Source organism: Pseudoduganella namucuonensis (assembly GCF_900116645.1).
Lineage (GTDB): Bacteria > Pseudomonadota > Gammaproteobacteria > Burkholderiales > Burkholderiaceae_D > Rugamonas > Rugamonas namucuonensis.
In genome coordinates this window covers 18503-44307 of the sequence record NZ_FPBO01000013.1, presented here as the reverse complement: position 1 = coordinate 44307, position 25805 = coordinate 18503, and the positions used below count along the sequence as shown (strand labels likewise).

Genomic DNA, 25805 nt, shown 5'->3' with positions numbered 1-25805 from the left:
TAGTTGATTGGACCAACCGGCCCCGCCGGCGCGGACGCGCGCCGGCATCGCCTATCGAAAGGGAAGCTCTTGCCGCACCGCCGTCCTCCGATCCGCCTGTCACCGGGCATGCGCCGCTTCGCGGCGGCGCTGGCCTTCGCCTGCGCCGCCGCGCCGGCCGCGGCGATCGAGCAGATCACGGTGCAGTTGAAATGGCTGCACCAGTTCCAGTTCGCCGGCTATTACGCGGCGCAGGACAAGGGCTATTACCGCGAGGCCGGCCTGGAGGTGACCTTGCGCGAGGCGCCGCCCGGCAGCGACCCGGTGCGCCAGGTGCTGGACGGCCAGGCCCAGTACGGCGTGGGCAACAGCAGCCTGCTGCTCAACCGCGCGGCCGGCGCGCCGGTGGTGGTGCTGGCCTCCATCTTCCAGCATTCGCCGGCCACGCTGATCGCCCGCCGCGGCGAGGACGGCCAGCCGCTCAAGCTGCAGGGCAAGCGCGTCATGCTCGCGCCCAACAACGAGGAATTGCTGGCCTACCTGAACAATGTCGGCGTGCGGCCCGACACGGTGCAGCGCGTGGGACACAGCTACAACCTGGAAGACCTGATCGGCGGCAAGGCCGACGCGATCTCGGCCTATATCACCGAGGCGCCCTACGTGCTGGACCGCAGCAACCTGCGCTACGACATCCTGTCGCCGCGCGCGGCCGGCATCGATTTCTACGGCGACAACCTGTACACCACCGAGAGCGAGCTGCGCGAGCACCCGCGGCGGGCCGCCGCCATGCGCGCCGCCACCCTGCGCGGCTGGCAGTACGCGATGGCGCATCCGGGCGAGATCGCGGACCTGATCCGGGCCCGCTACCCCAACAGCCACAGCCGCGAGCACCTGATGTTCGAGGCGCAGCAGACCGTGCCGCTGCTGGAGCAGCGCCTGATCGAGCTGGGCTACAGCAACCCGGCGCGCTGGCGCGCCATCGCCGACACCTACGCCAACCTGGGCATGCTGCCGCCCGGCTTCAGCCTGGACGGCTTCCTGTACCAGCCGCCGGCGCCCTACCTGGCCTGGCAGTACGGCGCCGGCGCGGCGCTGCTGCTGCTGTCGCTGATCGGCGGCGCCGGCTGGCGCATGCGCCAGCTGCGGCGCGCGCTGGCGGCGGCCGAGGAGCGCGGCGCCAAGGCCGAGCGCCTGACCAGCTTCGCGCTGGAGGGCTCGGGCGAGGGCGTGTGGGATTTGCTGCCGGGCGACAACGCGCTGACGCTGTCGCCGCGCTACTGCCAGATCCTCGGCTACGAGGCGGAGCGGTTCAAGCCCACGCTGGACGAGATCCTTGAACGGGTGCATCCGGACGACCGCGCCCGCGTCGACGAGGAATTCCTGTCGCACATCGCGCCGCCGCCCGGCTGGGAGCCCGGCCTCGCCGAGCGCGCCCCGCTGTCCTGCGAGTTCCGCATCCGCTGCCGCGACGGCGCCTGGAAATGGGTGCTGGGGCGGGGCATGGTGGTGGCGCGCGACGGCACCGGCCGCGCCGCGCGCATGACCGGCACGCTGGGCGACATCAGCCACCGCGCCGCCGCCGAGGAGGCGCGCGTGGCGGCCATCCTGGAGGCGACCCCGGCCGCGATGCTGCTGGCCGACCGCCACGGCCACGTGCGCCTGGCCAACGAGGCCTGCGCGCGCTGCTTCGGCTACGAGCCGGAGCGGATGGCCGGCCTGTCGATGGAGCTGCTGGTGCCCGACACCATGCGCGGCGCGCCGGGCCGTCCGCGCGAACTGTTCACGCGCCCCGGCCTGCCGGGCCGGGTGCTGACCGCGCGCCGCCAGGACGGCGGCCACTTCCCCGCCATGGTGCACCTGGCGCCGATCCAGATGGCCGGCCAGGGCCTGTCGGTGGTGTCGCTGCGCGACATGACGCAGCGCCAGCGCGCCGAGGAGGCGCTGCACGCCAGCTCGGAACGCTACCGCCTGATCGTGCAGACCGCCTCCGAGGGCATCTGGATGACGGACGCGCGCGACCAGACCACCTTCGTCAACCCGACCATGGCGCGCATGCTGGGCTACGAGCCGGACGAGATGCTGGACCGCCCGCTGGGCAGCTTCATGGACGAGGACGGCCAGGAACTGCTGCGCCTGCACCAGCGCAGCCGCCCGTCCGGCCAGGCCGAGCAGGGCGACGTGCGCTTCTTCCGCAAGGACCATTCGACCATGTGGGGCCTGCTGTCGACCACGCTGATCAACGACGAGCACGGCGCCTACGCCGGCACGCTGGCGATGATCACCGACATCACCGACCGCCGCCTGTCCGACCTGGCGCTGCGCAACTCCAGCCGGCGCATGGCCTCGGTCTTCAACGCCGTCACCAACGGCCTGGTGGTGCTCAACGCGGACGGCCTGATCCTCGAATCGAACGCGGCCGCCGGACGCATGCTGGGCGCGGCCGCGCAGCCGGGCGCCGGCCTGTGGCCGGGCGTGCACGAGAACGGCGAGCCGTTCGAGCGCGGCGAGCACCCGGTCTACCTGGCGCTGGTGTCGGGGCGCTCGGTGCGCGACGTGGTGATGGGCGTGCTGCCCGCCGGCCAGCGCGGCGACGGCGAGCGCAGCTGGCTGTCGGTGAACGCCGAGCCCATGCGCGACGAGCTGGGCGCCACGCCGATGGCGGTGGTCAGCCTGACCGACATCAGCTACCGCAAGCGCAGCGAGGACGCGCTGCGCCACGGCGAGCAGCGGCTGCAGGAGATCATCAAGATGATGCCGACCGGCCTGTTCATCAAGGCGCCGGACGGCCGCTTCCTGCTGATGAACCCGGCCTGCGAGGCGCAGTTCGGCTTCCGCTTCAACGAACTGAACGGCGGCGACGACACGCCCTTCCACTCGCCCGACGTGGTGGCGGCGATCCGCGCGCGCGACCGCGAGGCCTTCGAGGGCGGCGTGCTGATGGACTACGAGGAAACCGTGTGGAACCCCACGCTGTGCGAGCAGCGCCACCTGCGCACCTTCAAGAACCCCGTGTTCGACGAGCGCGGCCGGCCGGCCTACCTGATCTGCATGGCGATCGACATCACCGACAGCAAGCGGGCCGAGCAGGAGCTGCGCGAACTGAACGAGCACCTCGAGGAGCGCGTGGCGCGCCGCACCGAGCAGCTGGACCAGGCCAAGCAGGTCGCCGAGGAGGCCAGCCTGGCCAAGGGCCAGTTCCTGGCCAACATGAGCCACGAGATCCGCACCCCGATGAACGGCGTGATCGGCATGGCCTACCTGGCGCTGAAGACCGACCTCGACCCGCGCCAGCGCGACTACCTGGAAAAGATCCGCTTCGCCGGCGAGCACCTGCTGGGCATCATCGACGACATCCTGGACATCTCGAAGATCGAGGCCGGCAAGCTGGAGATCGAGCACGTCGACTTCTCGCTCGACCACGTGATCCAGACCCTGACCACGGTGGTGGCCCCGAAGGCGGCCGGCAAGGGCTTGAACCTGGTGTTCGAGCTGGACCCGGCGCTGCCGCCGGTGCTGCGCGGCGACCCGCTGCGGCTGGGCCAGGTGCTGATCAACTACACCAACAACGCCATCAAGTTCAGCGAACAGGGCCACATCGTCGTCAAAGTGCGCAAGCTGCGCAGCGACGCCGCGCACTGCCTGGCGCGCTTCGAGGTGCGCGACCACGGCATCGGCCTGTCCAGCGAGGAGATGGGCAAGCTGTTCCAGTCCTTCCAGCAGGCCGACACCTCCACCACGCGCGAATACGGCGGCACCGGGCTGGGCCTGGCGATCTGCAAGCAGCTGGCGCAGTTGATGGGCGGCGAGGTGGGCGTGGAGAGCGAACCGGGGGTGGGCAGCACCTTCTGGTTCACGGCCCAGCTGGGCGTGTCCAGCCGCGCCGTGCCGGAGCTGATCAGCCAGGTCAGCGACGCCGCCGCCGAGCTGCTGGCCAGCGCGCGCACCGCCGCCGTGATGCAGGCGCTCAAGCACGCCCGCATCCTGCTGGTGGAGGACAACACCTTCAACCAGCAGATCGCGCTCGAGATGCTGGAGGAGGCCGGCGCCTCGGTGTGCCTGGCCAACAACGGCGAGGAGGCGCTGGCGCTGCTGCGCCAGGCCAGCTTCGACTGCGTGCTGATGGACGTGCAGATGCCGCTGATGGACGGCCTGGAGGCCACCCGCCGCATCCGCGCCGACCGGCAGCTGGCCGGCCTGCACGTGCTGGCCATGACGGCCACCGCCACCAGCGAGGACCGGGTGCGCTGCCTGGACGCCGGCATGGACGACTTCATCTCCAAGCCGATCCAGCCGGCGCTGATGTACCAGACCATCGCCAACTGGCTGCCGGCGCAGCGCGCCGACGAGGCCGAGCGCGCCGCGCAGCCGGCGCGCGCGGCGCCGGCGTTCAAGCCCACGCTGGCGGGCGACCCGGCCGTCATCGACCTGTCCATCCTGGCCCAGCTGGTGGGCTACCACCCGCAGAAGATCCGCAAATTCGCCTTCAAGTTCCTGCAGACCACCAAGGACGGCTTCGAGGAGATGGAACGCGCGCTGGGCAAGGGCGACGTGGACCGCGTGCGCGAGCTGGGCCACCGCATCAAGTCCTCGGCGCGCACCGTGGGCGCGCTCGGCACGGCCGAGCTGTGCCAGGCGCTGGAGGACTTGCCGCCCGGCGCCGGCGCCGCGCCCGCGCGCGCCATCCTGGCCCGGCTCTGGCCGCTGCTGGAGCGGATCACCGAACAAATCATGACCAACACCACTTTCGCCAATGACGACTAAGAACGACAGCGCCAAGAACGGCAGCGCCGAGCTGTCCCTCGACACCCCGCCCCCGTTGCGCATCCTGCTGCTGGACGACGACGACTTCATGCTCGCGCTGCTGGAGGACATGCTCGACGACCTGGGCAGCTTCGACGTCGCCTGCGCCACCAGCGCGCGGGCCGCGCTGGCCATGGTCGCCCAGGCCCCGCCGGACCTGCTGATCTGCGACCTGTCGATGCCGGACATGGACGGCATCGAATTCCTGCGCCTGGTGGCCGAGGGCAGCTACGGCGGCACCGTGGTGCTGCTGTCCGGCATGGACGCCGGCGTGCTGAAGGCGGCCGAGCGGCTCGCCATGGCCCAGGGCCTGACCATCCTGGGCGCCTGCCGCAAGCCGGTGGCGCCGGCCGAACTGGGCGACCTGGTGAACCTGGCGGCCATCTACCGCCAACCCCGCCGCGAGGGCTGAAAGTTGTTACCGTACGACAACAAAACCGAAATTCCGCACAGGCGTCCAAAATGCGTTATTATTTGAGCCATTCCCCGCCTGTTATCCTCTTGTCATCCTCCAGAGTACCTACCCGGTAACTGTTGAATTCATGGACATAATCTCCATCTGCGGCCTGTAATGCGGCAGCGTCGAGACGATCTCCAGTGACAATGGCATAATCATCAGGCGTACAACCAACAACACCTCCCTCGAGGAAAACATGAGCGAAAATATCAAACACATTACCGATGCCTCCTTCGAAGCCGACGTGCTGAAGTCCGACCGTCCCGTGCTGGTGGACTTCTGGGCCGAATGGTGCGGCCCTTGCAAGAGCATCGCCCCGATCCTGGAGGAAGTGGCCAAGGAATACGACGGCAAGCTGACCATCGCCAAGCTGGACGTGGACGCCAACCAGGCCGTGCCGGCCAAGTTCGGCATCCGCGGCATTCCGACCCTGATCCTGTTCAAGAACGGCGTCGCGGCCGCTCAAAAGGTCGGCGCGATGGCGAAAGGCCAGCTGACCTCTTTCATCGACAGCAATATTTAAGTAAGATAGGCGTCGCCGCGCCCGCGGCGCCGCCTGCCCGACCGCCCGGTGACAGGCACATCGCGGGCCATACCGTTACCGTTTGATCAACCCCACGCAGTCCCCTCCCCTACCTTTATTCCCGTCACGGGACACTCAAACATATGCATCTATCTGAACTGAAGGCCTTACACGTCTCCGCCCTGCTGGAGATGGCGATTGGCCTGGATATCGACAACGCGGCACGCTTGCGCAAACAGGAACTGATGTTTGCGATCCTGAAAAAGCGCGCGAAATCCGGCGAGCAAATCTTCGGCGACGGCGCCCTGGAAGTGCTGCCGGACGGCTTCGGCTTCCTGCGTTCGCCCGACGCCAGCTACATGGCCTCGACCGACGACATCTACATCTCCCCCTCGCAGATCCGCCGTTTCAACCTGCACACGGGCGATTCCATCGAGGGCGAGGTGCGCACGCCGAAGGACGGCGAGCGCTATTTCGCCCTGGTCAAGGTAGACAAGGTCAACGGCGAATCGCCGGAGGCCTCGAAACACCGCATCCTGTTTGAGAACCTGACGCCGCTGCACCCGAACGAGCCGCTGCGCCTGGAGCGCGAGATGAACGGCGCCGAGAACATCACCGGCCGCATCGTCGACCTGATCTCGCCGATCGGCAAGGGCCAGCGCGGCCTGCTGGTGGCCTCGCCGAAGTCCGGCAAGTCGGTCATGCTGCAGCACATCGCGCACGCCATCACCGCCAACCACCCCGACGTGACCCTGATCGTGCTGCTGATCGACGAGCGTCCCGAGGAGGTGACGGAGATGCAGCGCTCGGTGCGCGGCGAGGTCGTGGCCTCCACCTTCGACGAGCCGGCCACCCGCCACGTGCAGGTCGCCGAGATGGTGCTGGAAAAAGCCAAGCGCCTGGTCGAGATGAAAAAAGACGTGGTGATCCTGCTGGACTCGATCACCCGCCTGGCGCGCGCCTACAACACCGTGATCCCGGCCTCCGGCAAGGTGCTGACCGGCGGTGTCGACGCCAACGCGCTGCAGCGTCCGAAGCGCTTCTTCGGCGCCGCCCGCAACATCGAAGAGGGCGGCTCGCTGACCATCATCGCCACCGCGCTGATCGAGACCGGCTCGCGCATGGACGACGTGATCTACGAGGAATTCAAGGGCACCGGCAACATGGAGGTGCACCTGGAGCGCCGCCTGGCCGAGAAACGCGTGTACCCGGCCATCAACCTGAACAAGTCCGGCACCCGCCGCGAGGAACTGCTGATCAAGGCCGACCAGCTGCAGAAGATCTGGATCCTGCGCAAGCTGCTGTACTCGATGGACGAGATCGAGGCGATGGAGTTCATCCTCGACAAGATGAAGGCCACGAAGACCAATATGGAGTTCTTCGACATGATGCGCCGCGGGGGATAACACCGCCAAACCGGGGACAGACCCGCGTTCGTTACCGCGTGCCTAAGCTGAGGCGTGTGGCGCGGAAGGTCTGTCCCCTACGGCCAAGCGGCAAGCCTTCCCCGGCTTGCCGCTTTTTTTTATCCGCTGTATAATCGACGGTTGTTTTTAACCACTGGCAAGTGAGCGGCAATCGGGTCAAGAAGCGGGACGACCGACGAAGTGCTGTTTGGCTACCTACCTCTCGAAAGAAGCACATGAAACCAGAAATCCATCCAGACTACCGCGAAGTCGTGTTCCACGACCTGTCGTGCGACTTCAAATTCATCACCCGTTCGACCATCCAGACCCGCGAGAAGATCACCCACGAAGGTCAAGAGTACCCACTGGTCAAGATCGAGGTGTCGGCTGAATCGCACCCGTTCTTCACCGGCAAGCACAAAATCGTCGACACCGCTGGCCGCGTTGAGAAATTCCGCCAGAAATTCGGTTCCGTCGGTTCGAAAACCGCCGTCGCCGCGGGCTAATCGCCTCCCATGCGAACAAAAGGCAGCTGCGGCTGCCTTTTTTTTCATTCATACTGTTTTCCTTTTAGCCCCGCTCCACGATGAAGCCAGTCCGACTTCCCGCCGCCGCCACCCTCGCGCTGCCCCGCTGGGCGCTGTACGCCCTGGGCCTGCTGTACATCCTGCCGGGGCTGATCGGGCGCGAGCCGTGGAAGAACGACGACGCGGCCAGCTTCGGCATCATGTGGACCATGGCGCGCGGCGGATGGCAGGACTGGCTGTGGCCCAACATCGCCGGGCTGTCGATGTCCGACGAGGGCCCGCTGGCGTTCTGGCTGGGCGCGCTGTGCATCAAGCTGTTCGGCTGGCTGCTGGGCGACGTGCTGGCCGCGCGCGTGGCCACCGTCGGCGTGTTCCTGCTGGGTACGCTGTCGCTGTGGTACGTGACGTTCGCGCTGGGCCGCCGCCAGGACGCGCAGCCGCTCAAGCTGGCCTTCGGCGGCCAGCCCGAGCCGGACGACTTCGGCCGCACGCTGGCCGACGCCGCCACCCTGATCTACCTGGGCAGCCTGGGCCTGATCATGCACAGCCACGTCACCACCGCCGAGCCGCTGCAGGTGTCGCTGCTGGCGCTGCTGCTGTACCGCTCGGTGCGCTACATGGAATTGCCGTCGCTGCGCAACGCCGCGCTGATCGGCCTGGCGCTGGGCCTGATGGCGCTGGCGCGCGGCTGGCTGCCGCCGGTGTTCTTCGCCGTCGCGCTGTTCCTGTGCGGGCGCTTCCTGGCCATGCCGGCCGCGCGCACCGTGCGCGACCTGGCGCTCGCGCTGGCGACGGGCGCGCTGCTGGTGCTGCCCTGGGCGCTGGCCGTCACCCTGCTGCGTCCCTACGGCGCCTCGCCGCTGCCGGGCTGGCTGAGCTGGAACCTGAACCAGCTGGCGCCGCCGACGCTGTTGTCGGTGCGCTATTTCTTCCGCGTCGGCGTGTGGTTCTTTTGGCCGGCCTGGCCGTTCGCCGGCTGGGCCATCTACGCCTGGCGCCGCCAGACGCGCGCGCTGCACATCGTGGTGCCGGTCACCTTCGTCGCCATGGCCGCGCTGCTGGCGCTGTGCCATCCCGCGCCGGAACAGGGCCAGTTGCTGATGCTGCTGCCGCCGCTGGCCATCATGGCCGCCTTCGGCCTGCTGACGATGAAGCGCGGCGCCATCAACGCCATCGACTGGTTCTCGGTCATGGTGCTGACCTTGTGCGCGGCCACGCTGTGGCTGTTCTGGAACGCCAAGCTGAGCGGCTGGCCGGCCAAGGCCGCGCGCAACGCGCTCAAGCTGGTGCCCGGCTTCACGCCGCAATTCGACACGCTGGCCGTGCTGGTGGCCCTGCTGTCGACCGCCGGCTGGTTCCTGCTGGTGCACTGGCGGCTGTCGCGCCAGCCGGCGGTGCTGTGGCGCGCCGTGGTGCTGTCCTCGGGCGGCGTGATCCTGGTCTGGATCCTGCTGATGACCTTGTTCCTGCCGGACATGAACTACAGCAAGAGTTACGCCGCCGTGGCGCGCCAGGCCGCCAGCAAGCTGCCGCCGGGCGCGGACTGCGTCGAAACCAACGTCGGCCCGGCGCAGCGCGCCTCGTTCGCCTACTTCGGCGGCATGCCGTTCACGGGCGTGGGCGGGGGCCGCTGCCCGCTGGTGCTGGTGCAGGACGACCAGCGCGTGGACGACGAGCGGGAATTGCCGGCCGCCTACCGCCAGCCGGACTGGACGCTGCTGTGGGAAGGCCGCCGCGCCTCCGACCGCCACGAGCGCTTCCGCCTCTACCGCCGCCCCGGCCAGTAACGCCTGCCGCTCGCCGTAAATACCCCAGGGTTAATTTCGAATTAACCCTGGGGTATTTTTGCGTTGGGGCCATGCTATGCTGTGTCCATGGCAAAGCATCTTCCCCTCCTGGCCTTGCTGCTGGCCGCTTCCGGCGCGATGGCGGAGACGCTGTACATCGCGGCGGAGCATTCGCCGCCGGCCAGCATGCGCGAGGGCGGCGAGGTGACCGGCCGCGAGACGGAGAAGATACGGGAAATGCTGGCCCGCCTGGCCGTGCCGTACAAAATCGACATCCTGCCCTGGAAGCGCGCCTACACCATGGCGCGGGAGCGGCCCCACACCTGCGTGTATTCCACCGCCCGCACGCCCGAGCGCGAGAAACAGTTCAAGTGGGCGGGGCCGACCGACGAGGCGGAATGGATCTTCCTGGGCCGGGCCGACCATAAATTCCAGCTGCGCACGCTGGACGACGCCCGCTCGCTGCGCATCGGCACCTACCACGGCGACGCCCGCGACGAATTCCTGCGCGCGCGCGGCTTCAACGTGGAGCCGGTGCTGAGCGACGCCTCCAATCCCAAGAAACTGCTGCTCAACCGCATAGACCTGTGGGCGGTGGGCGTGCGCGTGGGGGCCGCCCCGCCGCAACAGCAGATCGGGGCCGACGGCGCCATCGTGCCGCTGCTCGTCTTTCATCGCGTCAAGGTCTATCTCGCCTGCAATCCAACGGTGCCGGACGCGCTGGTCGAGCGCATGAACGCGACCCTGGAGGCGATGCGCAGGGACGGCAGCTTCGCCCGCCTGGAACGCAAATACGCCGAATTGGAAAAACGGAAATAGTCCTTGTAATCAAGGCATTACAAACCGTCTACTACTGTTGTGCCCGCCGTTTTTTTTCCGCGGTGCCCCGCACATGAAAGCCGGAAACGCGCTATAGTCGCGATAACCCATTGCCTCCCGGCACGTAAGAAAACAGCTGGACAGCGCCCCGCCTTGCGCGCCAGAACGTTACGGCAATCCGCTGTCGCGCCCCATGGCCGCGCCTCAGCCCGCCCTTATCCCGGTACTAACATGTTCAATTTATACAAACTTCAGCTCGCCCTCAAAAACACCTGGGTCCGTGTCGCCCTGCTGGCGGCGCTGGCGCTCGCCATCGGCCTGGCGGCCTGGACCACCGAGGTCGCGCAGGACGCCAGCCCGGTGCTGCGCTCGCAGGACATTTCCCGGATCACCGCGCTGGCCACCCAGCGCGACAAGCTGGAATACCTGCTGGTGGCCAAGCCGCTGTCGGAGGCGCCGCGCTACATCTACAAGTTCAAGGACGCCGCCGCGCTGCACGTGGTGAAGGTGCCCAGCACCTCGCACCTGAGCCTGGAACGCGAAGTGCTGCTGCGCAACGGCATTCCCTACGCGATCGCGCAGGACCAGTGGCTGGCCAGCCACAAGGCCGTGCTTCAGGACGACGGCGGCGCCTGGACCGGCGCCAAGGACTGGCTGCAGCGCCACGCCTTCGACATCGCCGTCGTGGTGCTGTTGCTGTTCGTGCTGAAGTTCGGCATTCCCGGCATGGGCATGAGCGCCAGCGTGATCTCGCCGGACCAGCTGAAGGGCAGCCTGGACGACCTGATCGGCATGGAGGACATCAAGCAGGAGGTGCTGCACCTGGAGGACATGATACGCAACCGCCACGTGTACAAGTCGCACAACATCGACAAGCCCTTCAACGTGATGCTGACGGGCCCGGCCGGCACCGGCAAGACCAAGCTGGCCGGCTACCTGGCCAAGCGCCTCAACGTGCCGCTGATCCAGGCCTCCGGCTCGGCGCTGGAATCGGGCTTCATCGGCGGCGGCTCCAAGGCGCTGAACGCGCTGTACCGCAAGGCTTGCGCGCGCGGCAACTGCATCATTTTCCTGGACGAGGCGCAGGCCTTGTTCATGCCGCGCGGCCGCGGCGAGAAGAAGTGGGAGGACGACACCGCCAACACCCTGCTGGGCCTGCTGGACGGCGTCAAGAGCTCCGAGGGCGCCGGCGTGATCTGGGTGGTGGCCTCCAACTTCGACGACAGCAGTTCGCAGATGGACGAGGCCATGCTGCGCCGCTTCTCGGTGAAGATCAATTTCCGTCTGCCGAACAAGAGCGAGCGCAACGCGCTGCTGGCCTCCTTCCTCAAGCGCAAGCAGGACGGCTGCGTCGACTGGAACGACATGGACCTGGACCAGGTGGCCGAGATCACCGCCAACCTCAGCCCCGCGCTGCTGGAAACGGTGGTCGAGCGCGCCAGCATGATCTCGATCCAGGAAGACAAGACCATCAACACGGACATGCTGTTCCGCGCCTTCGAGCGCGCCACCATCGGCCTGACCGACCGCGCCACCACGGCCGAGAAGGAGCGCCAGCGCGAGCGCATCGCGCTGCACGAGCTGGGCCATTTCTTCATGCAGATCGACCCCTTCCTGCGGGCCGGCATGCCGCTGGCCGAGGTGAAGGAGAAATCGCACCTGCTGAAGATCAGCACGGAATCGGTGTCCAAGCTGGGCGCGCTGGGCTATGTGCTGTCGGCCGGCGACGACCTGTCGCTGCGCACGCTGGAGGAATTGGAGCGCGACGTGATCCAGCTGTACGGCGGCGTCGCGGCGGAGGAACTGTTCTACGGCGCGCGCGGCATCTCCGTCGGCAGCCAGAACGACATCCAGAAGGCCACGCGCATGCTGGACACCATGGTCAACCAGCTGTCGATGTATTCGCGTTCCAAGCTGGACTACAGCCAGTTCAAGCGCGAGGGCGGCGGCGAGCACACGCTGGTGCAGGTGGAGGCCAAGGCCGACGAGCTGTACAGCTACACGCTGGGCGCGATCGGCGATTACCGCGACGCGATGGACTCGATCAAGGGCGTGCTGCTGGAGCGCTACGTGCTGTCCAAGGACGCGATCTTCGAGCTGCTCGAGGAGCGCCTGGACGTGCGCACGCTGGGCCCCGCGCCCACGCTGGTGCAGGCGGCCTGAACCCAGACCGCCCGCCGCGCGGCGCCTAGCGCGCCGCCATCATGTGGGTGTTCTCCGGCAGCGCCGTGCCCAGCGCGAGCCGTTCGTAGTTGCGGATGCCGACCGTGGCGCCCTCCTCGGTGAAGGCGATGCGGGCGCCGGACGGCGTGACGAAGTGGCCCGGCGCCACCGCCAGCAACTGCACCTTGGGCTCCCCCTCCAGTTGGGTGTAATAGGTCCGCACGCGCTGCGTGAATTTGATGCGCTTGCCGTTGTCCAACTGGTAGGTGTAGGCGTATTCGTCGAACTCGCCCGGCGCCAGCCTGTAGCTGGCGGGGACCTGGACCTGGACGGTCTCGGTGCCGGTGGCCGTTTGTGGCTCGGCGTAGGCGCAAGCCATGCCGGTCCACGCGATCGCGCAGGCGATCGTGCGTAGGGTGGTGTTCATTTGGTGCTCCCGATATTGGTATAAGTAGAGATGCAAGCAAACCGCCGGCCCCGCGGGCCGGCGATGCGATTCATGCTGGTCTGGCGTTTCGCGTGGCCGTGCTTAACGGCTCGCCATGTAAACGCGGTCGGGTACGATCGGCGTCAATCCCGAGTAGGGCATCCGATCCAGCCGGGTGATGGCGATGGTGTCGCCGTCGTCCGTGAATTCCAGTCTCGCGCCGTTCGCCGTGCTGAACTTGCCGGGCGCCTGCGCGTAGAGTTCCACCGGTGCTTCGTTGTACAACTGGGTGTAAAACCGCTGGCGTCGTTGATACAGATGGATGACGATGCCATTGTCCAGCAGGTAGGCGCGGGCGAACTGTTCAAACTCGCGCGGAGCGAGCCGGTATGCCGCGGCACCACTTGCCTTGATTTGTATGCTCTCCGGCGGCGCCGAAGGCTGCGCCTGGGCCGCGCACGCCACGGCCAGCATGGCCGCGGCGCATCCGCCGCTGGCGATAACTCCCATGATTTCATCTCCGAATGCGACTACTCCATACTAGCAGCCGCGCGCCAAGGTGTAAGAGCCGGCGCGGCTGAAATATTTCTATGTCCAGGGCAAAAGCCATAGCCTATGGACCCTGTGGACGCTTCAGCGCGCCGCCAGGTCGACCTTGCCCGTGGCCGGCATCGCCACCGCCATCGGCAGGCGCTCCAGGTTGGTGATCGCCACCGTTTCGCCGGCGTCGCGGAATTCGATGCGCGTGCCGCGCGCCGTCACGAACACGCCGGGCGCGCGCTCGAAGATCTGCGTTTTGGGTTCGCCCTTGAGCTGGGCGTGGAAGGTGGTCACGCGCTGGCTGAACTTGATGACGCGACCATCGTCGAGCCGGTAGGAATAGGCGTAGTCGTCGAATTCGTTCGGCGCCACCTTGTAGCCGCTCTTGGCTTTGATCTGCACGCTGTCGGCGTCGTCGCCGACCACTTGCGGCGCGGCGTGGGCGGTGGACAGGGCGGCGAGTGCGACGGTGGCGGTCAAAGCGAAATGCGCGGCGATGCGGGCTGGGTTCATGATGCGTCTCCTGAGGGGTTGGGCCTGGTGGTCCCGGCGTCGTGCAATGCGCGGGGACGGGATCAAGATAGCAAAGCGGCCGGCGGGCCGCGCCCGACGCGCGACAAACGGTCAATTCGGTGGCACAGAATGCGCGCCGCGCGGACGGACTGCGACGGCGGGGCCGCTGACAAGCGGGCGGCGCGCGGGTAAGATGGGGGGATGCGGATCCGTCCCTATCTCCCCGGCGAGGAAGCGCGACTGCGCGCGATCTTCCACTCGGCCGTGCATGGCCTGGCGCGGCGCGACTACAGCGCCGAGCAGTTGCACGCGTGGGCGCCGCCCGAGTACGACGCCGCGCTGTGGGCCCAGCGCATGCGCGCCAACCAGACCCTGGTGGCCGAGGTGGACGGCGAACCGGCCGCCTTCACCGACCTGCAGCCGTCCGGCTATATCGACATGTTCTTCGTGGCCGCGTCCCATGCGCGGCGCGGCGTGGGCGGCGCGCTGCTGCGTCATGTGATACAGCTGGCGACGGAACGCCGGATTCTTGCATTGCATTCCGACGTCAGCCTGACCGCCGAACCCTTCTTCGCGCGCCACGGCTTCAAGGTCGAGACGCGCAACCGGGTCGAGGTGCGCGGCGCCGTGCTGGCCAACGCCACCATGCGCAAACTGCTGTTCCCGGGTTCGGGAGGAAAGTCCGAGCACGGTACGATTGCACGGGCGGCAAGCTGATTGGTGGCGTAAAATTAACAATCCACCATTGCCTTGATCCGCCATGAACTCTCAGCAGCGCGACACCAGCCAGCCCGCCGTCATGCCCGGCAGCCAGACGTTCCCGGTGGTGGGCATCGGCGCCTCCGCCGGCGGCCTGCAGGCGCTGATGGCGTTTTTCGAGCAGTTGCCGGCCGAGCCCGGCATGGCCTTCGTGGTGGTGATGCATTTGTCGCCCACCCACGAAAGCAACGCCCAGGCCATCCTGCAGCGCAGCAGCAAGATGCCGGTGCGCGAAGTGACCAGGGCGCTGCCGGTGGAGGTCAACACCGTGTACGTGATCTCGCCCGCGCTGCAGCTGGAAATGAACGACGGCTACCTGGGGGTGCGCGAGCGGCCGCGCGAGAGCGGCCGGCCGGTGGCGATCGACCGTTTCCTGCGCACCATGGCGCTGGCGCACAAGGAGCGCGCCTTCGGCGTGATCCTGTCCGGCACCGGCAGCGACGGCGCCGACGGCCTGGCGATGGTGAAGGACCAGGGCGGCGTGATCCTGGTGCAGGACCCGGAGGAGGCCGAGCACGCCGGCATGCCGAAGGCGGCCATCGATACCGGCCTGAGCGATTTCGTGCTGCCGGTGCGCGCGATCCCGGCCAAGCTGCTCGGCCTGTGGGCCAACGCGCGCCAGATCCGCCTGCACGACGTGGGCGGCGACGAACTGGCCGAGCCGGCCGAGCCGGACCAGCGGGCGGCGGCCGAGGAGGCGCTGCGCGACATCGTCAACCTGCTGCGCGTGCGCACCGGCCATGACTTTTCCAAGTACAAGCGGGCCACCGTGCTGCGCCGCATCGAGCGGCGCCTGCAGGTGCGCGAGCTCAAGGAACTGAGCGCCTACCGCGACCTGCTGCGCGACGACCGCGGCGAGGCCCACGCGCTGCTCAAGGACATGCTGATCGGCGTGACGCAGTTCTTCCGCGACCGCGAAGTCTTCGAGGCCGTCGAGCGCGACGTCATTCCCCAGCTGTTCCGCAACCGCGCCGAGGGCGACCAGATCCGCGTCTGGAGCGTGGCCTGCTCCACCGGCGAGGAAGCCTACACGCTGGCCATGCTGCTGGCCGAGCGCGCCGCCGCGCTGGAGAACCCGGCCGATTTCCAGGTGTTCGGCTCCGACATCGACGAGCGCGCCATCGCCGTGGCCCGCGCCGGCGTGTATTCGGCCAGCATCGCCGACGACGTGTCGGCGCCGCGCCTGTCCGAACACTTCGCCAGGGACGAGGGCCGCTACCGCATCAACAAGGCGGTGCGCGACAAGATCCTGTTCGCCAACCAGAACCTGCTGCGCGACCCGCCCTTCTCGCGGCTGGACATGATCAGCTGCCGCAACCTGCTGATCTACCTGAACCGCGACACCCACGCCCAGGTGCTGGAAATGTTCCATTTCGCGCTCAAGAGCGACGGTTTCCTGTTGCTGGGCAGTTCCGAATCAGCCGACACGGTGGCCGACTATTTCATCCCGGTCGACAAGAAGCACCGCATCTACCGCGCCAAGCCGGCCCCGCATTTCGCGCGCGCCGCCATCCCGATGGCGATGGCGCCGGTGGCAGCCATACCGGTCGCGCCGCCGGCGCAGCAGGACAAGGGCAAGCGCTCGTACGCCGGCGTGCACCAGCGGGTACTGGCCGAGTACGCGCCGCCCAGCGTGCTGGTGGACCAGCACGCCAACATCGTGCACTTGTCCGAAGGCACCGGGCAGTTCCTGCGCCACGTGGCCGGCGAGCCGTCGCGCCACCTGGTCGACCTGGTCGAGCCCGAGCTGCGGCTGGAGCTGCGCACCGCGCTGTACCACGCGACGCAGAGCGGCAAGAGCGTCGAAACGCGCCGCCTGCGGCTGGAACGCGGGCAGCGCGTGTTTTTCGTCAACATGACGGCGCGGCCGTTCTTCGACGCCGGCATCGGCGCCGACTTCGTGCTGGTGCTGTTCCACAAGGCCGAGCAGACCACCGAGGAGCAGGCGCCGGACAGCCGCGGCGTGGGCCAGGAGGCCATGCTGTCCGGCCTGGAGGAGGAACTGCAGCGCACCCGCGCCCAGCTGCAGGAAACCGTGGAGCATTCGGAGACCTCGAACGAGGAGTTGAAAGCGTCCAACGAGGAACTGCAAGCCATCAACGAGGAGCTGCGCTCGGCCACCGAGGAGCTCGAGACCAGCAAGGAGGAGTTGCAGTCGGTCAACGAGGAACTGACCACCGTCAACTACGAACTGAAGAGCAAGGTCGAGGAGACCGGCAAGGTCAACGACGACCTGCAGAACCTGATCGCCTCCACCGACCTGGCCACCATCTTCGTCGACCGCGGCATGCGCATCAAGCGCTACACGCCGCAGGCCAGCAAGCTGTTCAACCTGATCCCGGGCGACGTCGGGCGGCCGCTGCACGACATCACGCACAAGCTGGACTACCCCGAGCTGGCGCGCGACGCCACCACCGCGTTCGAATCGCTGCAGTCGGTGGAGCGCGAGGTCGCCAGCGGCGAGGGCCGCTGGTACATCGCGCGCCTGCTGCCCTACCGCACCGCGCACGACCGCATCGACGGCGCGGTGCTGACCTTCATCGACATCACCGGCCGCCGCCAGGCCGAGGACAAGGTGCGCGCCAGCGAGGAGCGCATGCGCCTGGTGGCCGACAGCACCCGCGACTACGCCATCATCACCATGGACCGCGACGGCCTGATCACCAGCTTCAACAGCGGCGCCGAGCGCCTGTTCGGCCACACCGAGGAGGAAATCCTGGGCCAGCCCGACAGCGTGATCTTCACCCCGGAGGACCGCTCGGCCGGCATTCCGGAGCAGGAGAAGCGCCGCGCCCGCGAGGACGGCAGGGCCGAGGACGAGCGCTGGCATCTGCGCAAGGACGGCAGCCGCTTTTATTGCAGCGGCGTGATGACGCCGCTGCGCGACGGCGAATTCTACGGCTACGCCAAGATCGGGCGCGACCTGACCGGCCGCCTGGAACAGGAAAAGCACCAGGGCGAGCGGCTGCGGCAGGCGCAGCACAGCAGCGCCGAGGCGCGCTCGGCCAGCGCCCAGAAGGACGAGTTCCTGGCCATCATGTCGCACGAGCTCAAGCACCCGCTGAACCTGATCCACATGAACGCCGAACTGCTGCTGCGCTCGGCGGCGGTGGGCGCCGCGCCCCTGATCGGCAAGGCGGTGCAGGCGATCCGCGCGGCGGCGGTCAGTCAGGCCAAGATCATCAACGATCTGCTTGACATGTCGCGCATCAACACCGGCAAGCTGACGCTCAGCCTGCACAACCTGGACCTGTGCGAGCTGGTCAAGGGAATCGCCGGGATCGCCACCGAGGACCCGAACGCGGCCGGGCTGCGCATCGTCTGCGAGGACGACAGCGGCCCCTTGTTCGTCTACGCCGACCGGGTGCGAATGGAGCAAGTGGTGTCGAATTTGCTGAGCAACGCCATCAAGTTCACACCGCAGGAGGGCGAGATAGCGCTGCGGCTGGGCGCGCAGGACGGCTGGGTGCGGCTGCAGGTGCGGGACAGCGGCCAGGGCATCGCCGCCGAGTACCTGCCCACCATTTTCGAGATGTTCGGCCAGGGCACGCCCAGCATCATGCGCGGCGCGCGCGGACTGGGCATCGGCTTGGCGCTGGTGCGCCAGATCGTCGAGCTGCACGGCGGGCGCATCGAGGCCGAGTCCGCCGGTCCCGGCCAGGGGGCCTGCTTCACGGTCTGGCTGCCGCGGGCCGAGCAGCGCCGCCACGAGCTGGCCACGGTGGCGGCCGCGCCGGCCCCGGCGCTGACCGGGGTCAAGGTGCTGCTGGTCGACGACAGCCCGGAAGGCCTGGAAACCTTCCACATGCTGCTGGAAATCGTCGGCGCCGAGGTCCGCTCCACCACGTCGGCGCTTGAGGCGCTGGACCTGCTCGTCGCCGAACGCTACGACCTGATCGTGTCGGACCTGGCGATGCCGGGGATGGACGGCTACAGCTTCATCCGCGAAGTGCGCAAGCGCAACGGCTACGGCGACGTGCCGGCCATCGCCATCACCGGCCTGGGACGGGCGGGGGACGTGGAGCGGGCGCTGGAGGCCGGCTTCAGCGGCCATCTGGGCAAGCCGATCGACGTCGACACGTTGGTGGCCTACGCCAGGCGGCTGCTGGACAGTCGCGAGGGCCAGCCGGATGCGCGATGACGCCGCCCCGCCGGGGTTGATCGTGATCGGCGCCTCGGCCGGCGGGCTGGAGGCGCTGACCGAACTGGTGGCGGCCTTCCCCGCCGGGCTGCCGGCCACCGTCCTGATCGTCATGCACGTGGGCGCCAACCGCAGCATGCTGCCCGAGCTGCTGGCCCGGCGCTGCGCGCTGCCGGTGCGCCACGCGCGCGACGGCGAGCCGCTGACTCCCGCCACGGTGCTGGTGGCGCCGCCGGACCGGCACCTGCTGGTGGCCATGGACGGCGGCCAGGGCCGGGTGCGGCTGTCGCGCGGCCCCAAGGAGAACCATACCCGCCCCGCCATCGATCCGCTGTTCCGCTCGGCGGCCGAGGCCTGCGGGCCTCGCACCGTGGGCGTGGTGCTGACCGGCTACCTGGACGACGGCACGCTGGGCCTGCGGGCCATCAAGGCCTGCGGCGGGGTGGCCGTGGTGCAGGACCCGGCCGACGCCGCCGTGCCGGAAATGCCGGCCAGCGCGCTGCGCCATGTGGCGGTGGACCACGCGCCGCCGCTGAGGGAAATCGGAGCGCTGCTGTGCGGCCTGGCGGGCGCCTTCAAGCCCGCCCCGGCCGCGCCCCGGGCCGCCGCGCCGGAATGGGTCCGCATCGAGAATGGCTTTGCCAGGGGCAAGGGCGATATGAAAGATCTGAAAAAACTGGGGTCGCCTTCGACCTACACTTGCCCGGACTGCGGCGGCGCGCTGTGGCGGCTGTCCGGCGCGCCGCCGCATTTCCGCTGCCATACCGGCCACAGCTACGCGGCGCACACGCTGCTGGCGCAGCAGGACTTGGTGATCGAGGAGGCGCTGTGGGCCGCCGTGCGGGCGCTGCAGGAAAAAGCCAGGCTGGCCGAACAGCTGGCGGAACAGGCGGGCGAATCATCGCCCGAACAGCCGGCCGCCGCGACGCCGGCGGGGCACGCGTCCTACGCGGCGCTGGCCGCCCGGGCGCACGACACCGCCCGCTGGCTGCGCGACCAGTTGCTGGCCCGGGACGCGCCGTAGGCCGGCCGGGCCGCGAGCCGCTCAGGCGGCGGCCCGGCGCCGCCCTTTCATCACCAGCCCCGCCGCGACCGCCACGCCCACCACGCCGGCCACGATGGCCGAGGTGCTGCGCGAAAAGCCGAGCGCGGTGTTGGCGGCCACCTTGCCGGCCTGCGGCGCCAGCAATTGCACACGGCGCTTGGTCATGTCCGCGCCCAGTTCGCACAGGCGCCGGTGGTCCAGCAGGCGCTCCGCCTTCGGCAGCAACACGGTTTCCTCGTCCGCCATGTGGTGCATGACCTCGCGCATCAGCTCCGGCAGCAGTTCGTCGCGCCGTTCGTCGTCGTCGACCGCCGCGCGCAGGTCGGCGATGATCTGGCGCATGGCGTTGTGTTCGGGCACGCTCTTCTGGAGGATCGGTTCGCCGCCGGTCACCGCGCGCAGGGCCGGGTAGAAGATCTCCTCCTCCAGCGTGGCGTGGACGTCCAGCGCCGAGCAAATGGTTTCGGCCAGCGCGATCCCCACCTTGGACGGCTTGTCGGCCGTGTACTGGTGGTAGGTGACCAGCACGTGCGAGTGGTCGAAGCGGATCATGTCGGTGATCGTCGGGCTCAGGGATTTGAGTGAAAACATGGCGGTGTCCTTTCATGGTGGATGTAGGCACTGGCCAGCATCGCACCTTCGACGCGCGCTCACCGTTAGCCGGCGCACACAGCGCGCCGCAACTCATCAGCAAGCCATTGATTCTAAATGGTATTTTTTCAAACCAGGCAGGCATCCTCCTACAGGCGGGCCGGCATCGCACCGATGCCGCGAGCGGCGCGGCGGCCGCATTATGCGTTGGCGCGACCGCGCTCCATCAATCTAGGAGGGATTATGTTTTCCCACAACAAGCGTTTGCAGTACACCGTACGGGTCAGTGAAACCAACCCCGGGCTGGCCAACCTGATGCTGGAACAGTTCGGCGGCCCGCAGGGCGAACTGGCCGCCGCCTGCCGCTACTTCACCCAGGCGGTGGCCGAGGACGACCCGGGCCGGCGCGACATGCTGTTCGACATCGCGACCGAGGAACTGAGCCACCTGGAGGTGATCGGCAACATCGTCGTCATGCTGAACAAGGGCGCCAAGGGCCGGCTGGCCGAGGGCGTCGACGAGGCCGGCGAGATGTACCGTTCCATCACCGGCGCCGGCAACGACAGCCACTTGACCCAAGTGCTGTACGGCGGCGGCGCGGCGCTGGTCAATTCGGCCGGTGTGCCCTGGACCGCCGCCTACATCGACACCATCGGCGAACCCACCGCCGACCTGCGCTCGAACATCGCGGCCGAGGCGCGCGCCAAGATCGTCTACGAGCGCCTGATCAACCTGACCGAGGACCCGGGCGTGCGCGAGGCGCTGGGCTTCCTGATGACGCGCGAGATCGCGCACCAGAAGTCGTTTGAAAAAGCGCTGTACGCCATCCAGCCCAATTTCCCCCCCGGGAAGATGGCGGGCCGCCCGGAGTTCGACAGCGTGTACTTCAACATGTCGCAGGGCGAGGGCGGGGCCGAGGTGCGCGGGCCGTGGAACGACGGCGCCAAGTGGACGGTGGTGAGCGACCGGGTGCACCAGGCCGCGGTCGATGGCGGCGACGGCGGCGCCAGTGTCCAGCTGAGCAAGGAAGAGGCGCAACTGCTGGACGCGATGGCCGCGCGCACCATGTCCGACCCGGCGGCCGAGCCGCTGACCGGCGCCGAACTGGGCATGACGGGGGCCGCCGCGTCCCCCGTCCGGACGCCGGGCTGACCGTGCAAGCCGCGCGCACCGCGCCGCGCTGGCATTGGCGCCTGGCGCTGGGCGCGGCGATCGGCCTCGCCGGCGCCGCCGTACTGCTGCGCGATTTCGCCGCGCTGGTGGCCGGGCTCGAACCGGGCATGCGCGGGGCCTTGAACGGCGGCGCGATGGCGGCGCTGGCCACGGCCACCGGCACCTTGCCGGTGCTGTGCTCGCAGACCCTGTCCCAGCGCACCTACGACGCCTTCCTTGGCTTCGGCGCCGGCGTGATGCTGGCGGCCACCGCGTTCTCGCTGGTGCTGCCCTCCATCGCCGCCTCGCGCGGCGCGGGCGCGGGACCGTTCACGGCCAGCGGCGTCACCGGCGCCGGCATCCTGCTGGGCGCCGCGCTGGTGCTGGGGCTGGGGCGGCTGGTGCACGCCAATCGGCCGCCGGCGGACATGAGCGCCGAGCGCGCCGATTCGCTCAAGCGGGCGTGGCTGTTCGTGGCCGCCGTGGCGATCCACAACCTGCCCGAGGGCGCGGCGATCGGCGTCGCCTTCGGCGGCATCGACCCGCTGAAGGCCCAGAGTCTGGCCACCGGCATCGCGGTGCAGGACATCCCGGAGGGCATGGTGGTGGCGCTGGCGCTGCGCACGGTGGGTTATGGCCGCGTCTACGCGGCGTTGATGGGCACGGCCTCCGGCTTGGTCGAACCGGTGGCGGCGGTGGCGGCGGCGGCGGTCATCGACGTCAGCGCCGGCGTGCTACCGTGGGGACTGGCAATCGCCGCCGGCGCCATGCTATTCGTCATCTGCCATGACGTTGTGCCCGAATCCCACCGCAACGGCAACCGCGCCAGCGCCTCGTCGGCGGTGGTGGTGGGCTTCATCACCATGATGATGCTGGATACGGCGCTGAGTTGAGACGCGGGCGGTTCAGACGGCCGCACGGCGGGCCGACGGAGCCGCCCCGATGGCCCACGGCGCCCAGCGCCGGAACAGCATGGCGAACGGCACCAGCAGCAGGATGGACAGCGCCGCCGCCAGGCCGGACTTCAGCAGCGTGCCCTCGATGGCGAAGCGGGACACGAACGCGTGGGCGTAGCCGTTGCTGACGCCATGGAAGCACAGGATGAACAGGGTGTTTTCGGAAACGAAGCGCACCGCCCGGTTCCGCAACAGCGGACTTTCCCGCACGTTCAGCGCGAAGGCGATCATCATCGCGATCCCGGCGACGCCGCCCAGCACCGAGCGCATGTAGGCGCCGCCCGTGTACCAGACGTTGCCGGCCAGGGCCAGGTCCACCACCACCGCCAAGCCGAGGCCGGCCAGCAGCGCGGCGGCCAGCGGGACCCGCGCGAGACGGTCGACGACGCCGGTGGAGCGGGCCAGCGCGCCGAGCAGGAAATAGTTCAACCCCAGCAGCGCCAGGTCGACGCTCATGAACAGGTCGATCTTGCCGTTGTGGTACAGCCAGAGCGAGACGCCCAGCGCCACCGGATACAGCGCCCACAGGCGGCGCTGGAACGCGAAATACAGCAGCTCGACGACGACCAGGGCCGGCACGAACCACAGCGGCGCCGAGATGAAGCCCGGGTAGCTGTGGGTGCCGTGGAAGGCGCCGGTCAGGACCGGTCTCAAGACGCCCCAGTCCAGGGTGCGCAGCATGATCAGGGTCAGCAGCGCGTAGGCGACGAAGTAAGGCAGCACCAGCCGCAGGGACAGGCGCCGCGCGAACGCGCGCGCGCCGGCGGGCCGGGACAGGTAGCCGGACAGGAAGAAAAACAACGGCACGTGGAAGGTCCACAGGAATTTCGCCACCAGGGGCTCGACGGGCAGGTGGCCGAACACGATCAGGAAGATGCCGGCCGCCTTGACGATGTCGACCCACGCCATCCGCCCGGTTTCGGCCAGGGACGCGGCCACGGGGGCCGCCACGGCGCCCGGCCCGACGGCCAAGCCTTGTGCCAGATCGTTCATCTCAGACCTTCATCGGCAGGATCACCATCTGCAACCCCTCCAGGTGCAGACGGCGCTGCACCGCGAGCGAGGCCTGGTTGTGCAGCGCGCGGGTGAACCAGTTGTCGGTGGCGAAGATCAGTTTGCTGGTGAAGAAGATGGCGTTCGGGAACTCGTTGCTGATCTCCTCGCACATGCGGGTCACCTCGTCCACCGCGTCGGTGCCGAAGCCCAGGTAGGACGAGGAGGCCATGTTGTGGCTGTGGCAGAAGTCGACGAAGTACTCCAGCGTGGTTTCCGCGTCGCTGCGCATCTGCTCCAGCGCGCCCTCGCCTCCATAGGCGTGCGAATCCACGGTGCGGGCGTTGATGAAGATGAAGTTCTTGAAGTGGCCGGGGAACATGCGCTGCACCCACAGCAGCGCGTGCAGGCCGCCGCCGCGCGAGGTGCCGACGATGAACACGGCGGTCTGGTCGTCCGGATTGGGCTCGACCGCCTCGCGGTTGGGGCCGAAGGGCTGGCTGGCGAACACCTCGTCCACCGAGTGGATGGCGCTCTTGGTCTCGCGGTAATGACGGCGCACCAGCACGCACATGCCGGCGATGGCGCCGATGATGACGGCCGTGGCCCAGCCGCCCTCCATGAAGCGCTCGATCAGCAGGATCGCCAGGATGCCGGCGCAGATGGCGAAGCCGACGAAGGACAGCGCCAGGCGGCGCAGCCAGGCCGTGCCCTTGTTGCGGTTGCGGGCCCAGTACAGCACCAGGCCCAGCAGCGAGATGGCGAAGGTCAGGAACACGGAGATCGAGTACAGCACCACCAGCAGGGTCACGCTGCCGCCGGTCCAGAACAGGATGGCCAGCGCCGCCAAGCCCATCACCAGGATGCCGTTCTGCGTGACCAGGCGGGTGGACAGGTAGCGGAACTTGTGCGGCACCCACGAGTCGCTCGCCATATTGGCCAGCACCGATGGCCCGCCCAGGAAGCCGGTGTTGGCGGCCACGAACAGCAGGCCGGCCTCGAACGCCAGCACCACCGCCAGCAGCACCTGGTTCAGCAGCGGCGAGCCGGGGTTGGCGTAGTCGATGATGCTCTTGAAGGTGGACGCGTTCAGCGTCTCGCCCGGCACGTGCTTCGCGTCCCACAGCAGGTACAGCATGATGATGCCGCCGGCCGTGAAGGCCAGCGACAGCGCCATGTACAGCATGGTCATCTTGCCGGTGCGCACCCGCGGCTCGGCCAGCAGGTTGATGTTGTTGGACACCGCCTCCAGCCCCGTGTAGGTGCCGCCGCCCTGCGAATAGGCCAGCAGCAGCATGCCGGCCACGCCGGCCCAGCCGATGCCGTCGGCCAGGTTCACGGTTTCCTCGATGGTGCCGGGGATCAGGCCGGGCAGGTTTTCCGAGTGGGCGTAGACGCCGTACACGATCAGGATCAGGTGGGTGATGACGAAGCCGATGAAGATGGGCAGCAGGATCTGGATCGCCTCCTTCAGGCCGCGCAGGTTCATCACGATCAGCAGGCCGATGAAGAAGGCCTCGGCCCAGAGCTTGTAGGGCTGGAAGCCCAGCGGCAGGAAGGACGCCAGCGCGTCCACGCCGGAGGCGATGGAGATGGCGATGGTGAGCACATAGTCGAGCACCAGCGCGCAGCCGGAGATCAGCCCCATGTAGGGGCCGACCAGCTTGGTGGCCACGCGGTAGCCGCCGCCGCCGGTGGGGAACAGCTCGATCACCTGGTTGTAGGCCAGCGCGATGATGAACACCGTGATGGCGGTGGCGACGGCCATGTAGAGGCCGAGGTGGGTGTGCGCGCCCAGCGCCTTGAAGGTCTCCTCGGGGCCGTAGGCGGACGAGGACAGGCCGTCGGCGCCCAGGCCGACCCAGGCCAGGAAGGCCACCAGCGCCATCGAGTGGCGCGTCTCGCTCTTCATGGGGTCGAGCGCCTTGCCCAGGATGATTTCGCGTATCTTTTTATTCTTCATGCTGCGGTCGCCGGACCCGGCGGTAACGGAAGGTAGGCCGAATGATGACACAAATGCCAGGTCCGGTGAGGGCATGCGTCGGGATGTGCATTTCGCATTACAATTTCGCCCAACCTGCACTATAATGTCACGCTTGCATGTGCACGTGCCGCCCTGGTGGTGGAACTGGTAGACACAGCAGACTCAAAATCTGCCGAAGAAATTCGTGCCGGTTCGATTCCGGCCCGGGGCACCAGCACCCTGCAACACCGTAACACCAAGCTC

19 protein-coding genes and 1 tRNA gene are annotated in these 25805 nt (G+C 68.2%); 14 read left to right on the top strand and 6 right to left on the bottom strand.

Annotated features, from left to right (window positions below; genetic code table 11):
• Nucleotides 1-69 precede the first annotated feature (69 nt).
• The 8 genes from BM436_RS15390 to BM436_RS15355 all read left to right on the top strand — a co-directional run bounded on the left by BM436_RS15390 (nt 70) and on the right by BM436_RS15355 (nt 12461).
• On the top strand, nt 70-4740 hold the full coding sequence (locus BM436_RS15390) for a PAS domain S-box protein (protein ID WP_143133154.1): 4671 nt from the start codon (nt 70-72) through the stop codon (nt 4738-4740).
• A complete protein-coding gene (locus tag BM436_RS15385; protein WP_229490335.1) occupies nt 4730-5191 on the top strand; it encodes a response regulator in 462 nt (153 codons plus the stop codon). Before BM436_RS15390 ends, BM436_RS15385 begins: the two co-directional genes overlap by 11 nt.
• A 241-nt stretch (nt 5192-5432) precedes the next feature.
• Nucleotides 5433-5759, top strand: a complete 327-nt coding sequence (trxA, locus tag BM436_RS15380) for a thioredoxin TrxA (protein ID WP_093556417.1) — start codon at nt 5433-5435, stop codon at nt 5757-5759.
• A gap of 143 nt (nt 5760-5902) precedes the next feature.
• On the top strand, nt 5903-7165 hold the full coding sequence (rho, locus tag BM436_RS15375; protein ID WP_056402102.1) for a transcription termination factor Rho: 1263 nt from the start codon (nt 5903-5905) through the stop codon (nt 7163-7165).
• A 236-nt stretch (nt 7166-7401) separates the two neighbouring features.
• Nucleotides 7402-7671, top strand: coding sequence for a type B 50S ribosomal protein L31 (locus tag BM436_RS15370; RefSeq protein ID WP_093556416.1), 270 nt, complete (start codon nt 7402-7404; stop codon nt 7669-7671).
• Nucleotides 7672-7751: 80 nt separating this feature from the next.
• Complete coding sequence (locus tag BM436_RS15365) at nt 7752-9479, top strand: ArnT family glycosyltransferase (protein ID WP_093556415.1); 1728 nt, start codon at nt 7752-7754, stop codon at nt 9477-9479.
• An 87-nt stretch (nt 9480-9566) separates the two neighbouring features.
• Nucleotides 9567-10298, top strand: a complete 732-nt coding sequence (locus BM436_RS15360; RefSeq protein WP_093556414.1) for a substrate-binding periplasmic protein — start codon at nt 9567-9569, stop codon at nt 10296-10298.
• Between the two features lie 231 nt (nt 10299-10529).
• Nucleotides 10530-12461, top strand: a complete 1932-nt coding sequence (locus tag BM436_RS15355; RefSeq protein WP_093556413.1) for an AAA family ATPase — start codon at nt 10530-10532, stop codon at nt 12459-12461.
• Between the two features lie 25 nt (nt 12462-12486).
• Here BM436_RS15355 and BM436_RS15350 read toward each other — a convergent pair whose 3' ends face one another.
• The 3 genes from BM436_RS15350 to BM436_RS15340 all read right to left on the bottom strand — a co-directional run bounded on the left by BM436_RS15350 (nt 12487) and on the right by BM436_RS15340 (nt 13941).
• Nucleotides 12487-12888 carry a hypothetical protein gene (locus BM436_RS15350; RefSeq protein ID WP_093556412.1) on the bottom strand — a complete coding sequence of 134 codons (402 nt, stop codon included), beginning with the start codon at nt 12886-12888 and terminating at the stop codon, nt 12487-12489.
• A 102-nt stretch (nt 12889-12990) separates the two neighbouring features.
• The gene (locus tag BM436_RS15345) at nt 12991-13398 is read right to left on the bottom strand and encodes a hypothetical protein (RefSeq protein WP_093556411.1); all 408 of its coding nucleotides are present in this window, start codon (nt 13396-13398) and stop codon (nt 12991-12993) included.
• Nucleotides 13399-13521: 123 nt separating this feature from the next.
• On the bottom strand, nt 13522-13941 hold the full coding sequence (locus BM436_RS15340; RefSeq protein WP_093556410.1) for a hypothetical protein: 420 nt from the start codon (nt 13939-13941) through the stop codon (nt 13522-13524).
• 201 nt (nt 13942-14142) lie between these two features.
• Here BM436_RS15340 and BM436_RS15335 point away from each other — a divergent pair, with 201 nt between their 5' ends.
• Genes BM436_RS15335 through BM436_RS15325 form a run of 3 tightly spaced genes read left to right on the top strand, consistent with a single transcriptional unit; the run spans nt 14143 to nt 19865 of the window.
• The gene (locus tag BM436_RS15335; protein WP_093556409.1) at nt 14143-14658 is read left to right on the top strand and encodes a GNAT family N-acetyltransferase; all 516 of its coding nucleotides are present in this window, start codon (nt 14143-14145) and stop codon (nt 14656-14658) included.
• Nucleotides 14659-14701: 43 nt separating this feature from the next.
• Nucleotides 14702-18841: a CheR family methyltransferase gene (locus BM436_RS15330; protein ID WP_093556408.1), complete on the top strand. Its 4140-nt coding sequence runs from the start codon at nt 14702-14704 to the stop codon at nt 18839-18841.
• Nucleotides 18831-19865, top strand: a complete 1035-nt coding sequence (locus tag BM436_RS15325) for a chemotaxis protein CheB (RefSeq protein WP_093556407.1) — start codon at nt 18831-18833, stop codon at nt 19863-19865. Before BM436_RS15330 ends, BM436_RS15325 begins: the two co-directional genes overlap by 11 nt.
• Nucleotides 19866-19886: 21 nt before the next feature.
• Here the strand turns inward: BM436_RS15325 and BM436_RS15320 are convergent, their stop codons facing one another.
• A complete protein-coding gene (locus BM436_RS15320; RefSeq protein WP_093556406.1) occupies nt 19887-20477 on the bottom strand; it encodes a hemerythrin domain-containing protein in 591 nt (196 codons plus the stop codon).
• A gap of 243 nt (nt 20478-20720) precedes the next feature.
• Between BM436_RS15320 and BM436_RS15315 the strand changes: the two genes are divergently transcribed.
• Together BM436_RS15315 and BM436_RS15310 are read left to right on the top strand one after the other, a co-directional pair.
• Nucleotides 20721-21629: a manganese catalase family protein gene (locus BM436_RS15315; protein WP_093556405.1), complete on the top strand. Its 909-nt coding sequence runs from the start codon at nt 20721-20723 to the stop codon at nt 21627-21629.
• A gap of 2 nt (nt 21630-21631) precedes the next feature.
• A complete protein-coding gene (locus tag BM436_RS15310) occupies nt 21632-22522 on the top strand; it encodes a ZIP family metal transporter (RefSeq protein ID WP_229490333.1) in 891 nt (296 codons plus the stop codon).
• 12 nt (nt 22523-22534) lie between these two features.
• On the opposite strand, the gene BM436_RS15305 is transcribed toward BM436_RS15310, so the two are convergent.
• Nucleotides 22535-23578, bottom strand: coding sequence for an acyltransferase family protein (locus tag BM436_RS15305; protein ID WP_093556404.1), 1044 nt, complete (start codon nt 23576-23578; stop codon nt 22535-22537).
• A 1-nt stretch (nt 23579) separates the two neighbouring features.
• Nucleotides 23580-25541 carry an APC family permease gene (locus tag BM436_RS15300; protein ID WP_093556403.1) on the bottom strand — a complete coding sequence of 654 codons (1962 nt, stop codon included), beginning with the start codon at nt 25539-25541 and terminating at the stop codon, nt 23580-23582.
• A gap of 150 nt (nt 25542-25691) precedes the next feature.
• Here BM436_RS15300 and BM436_RS15295 point away from each other — a divergent pair.
• Nucleotides 25692-25776 (top strand) — tRNA-Leu (locus BM436_RS15295).
• Nucleotides 25777-25805: the final 29 nt, after the last annotated feature.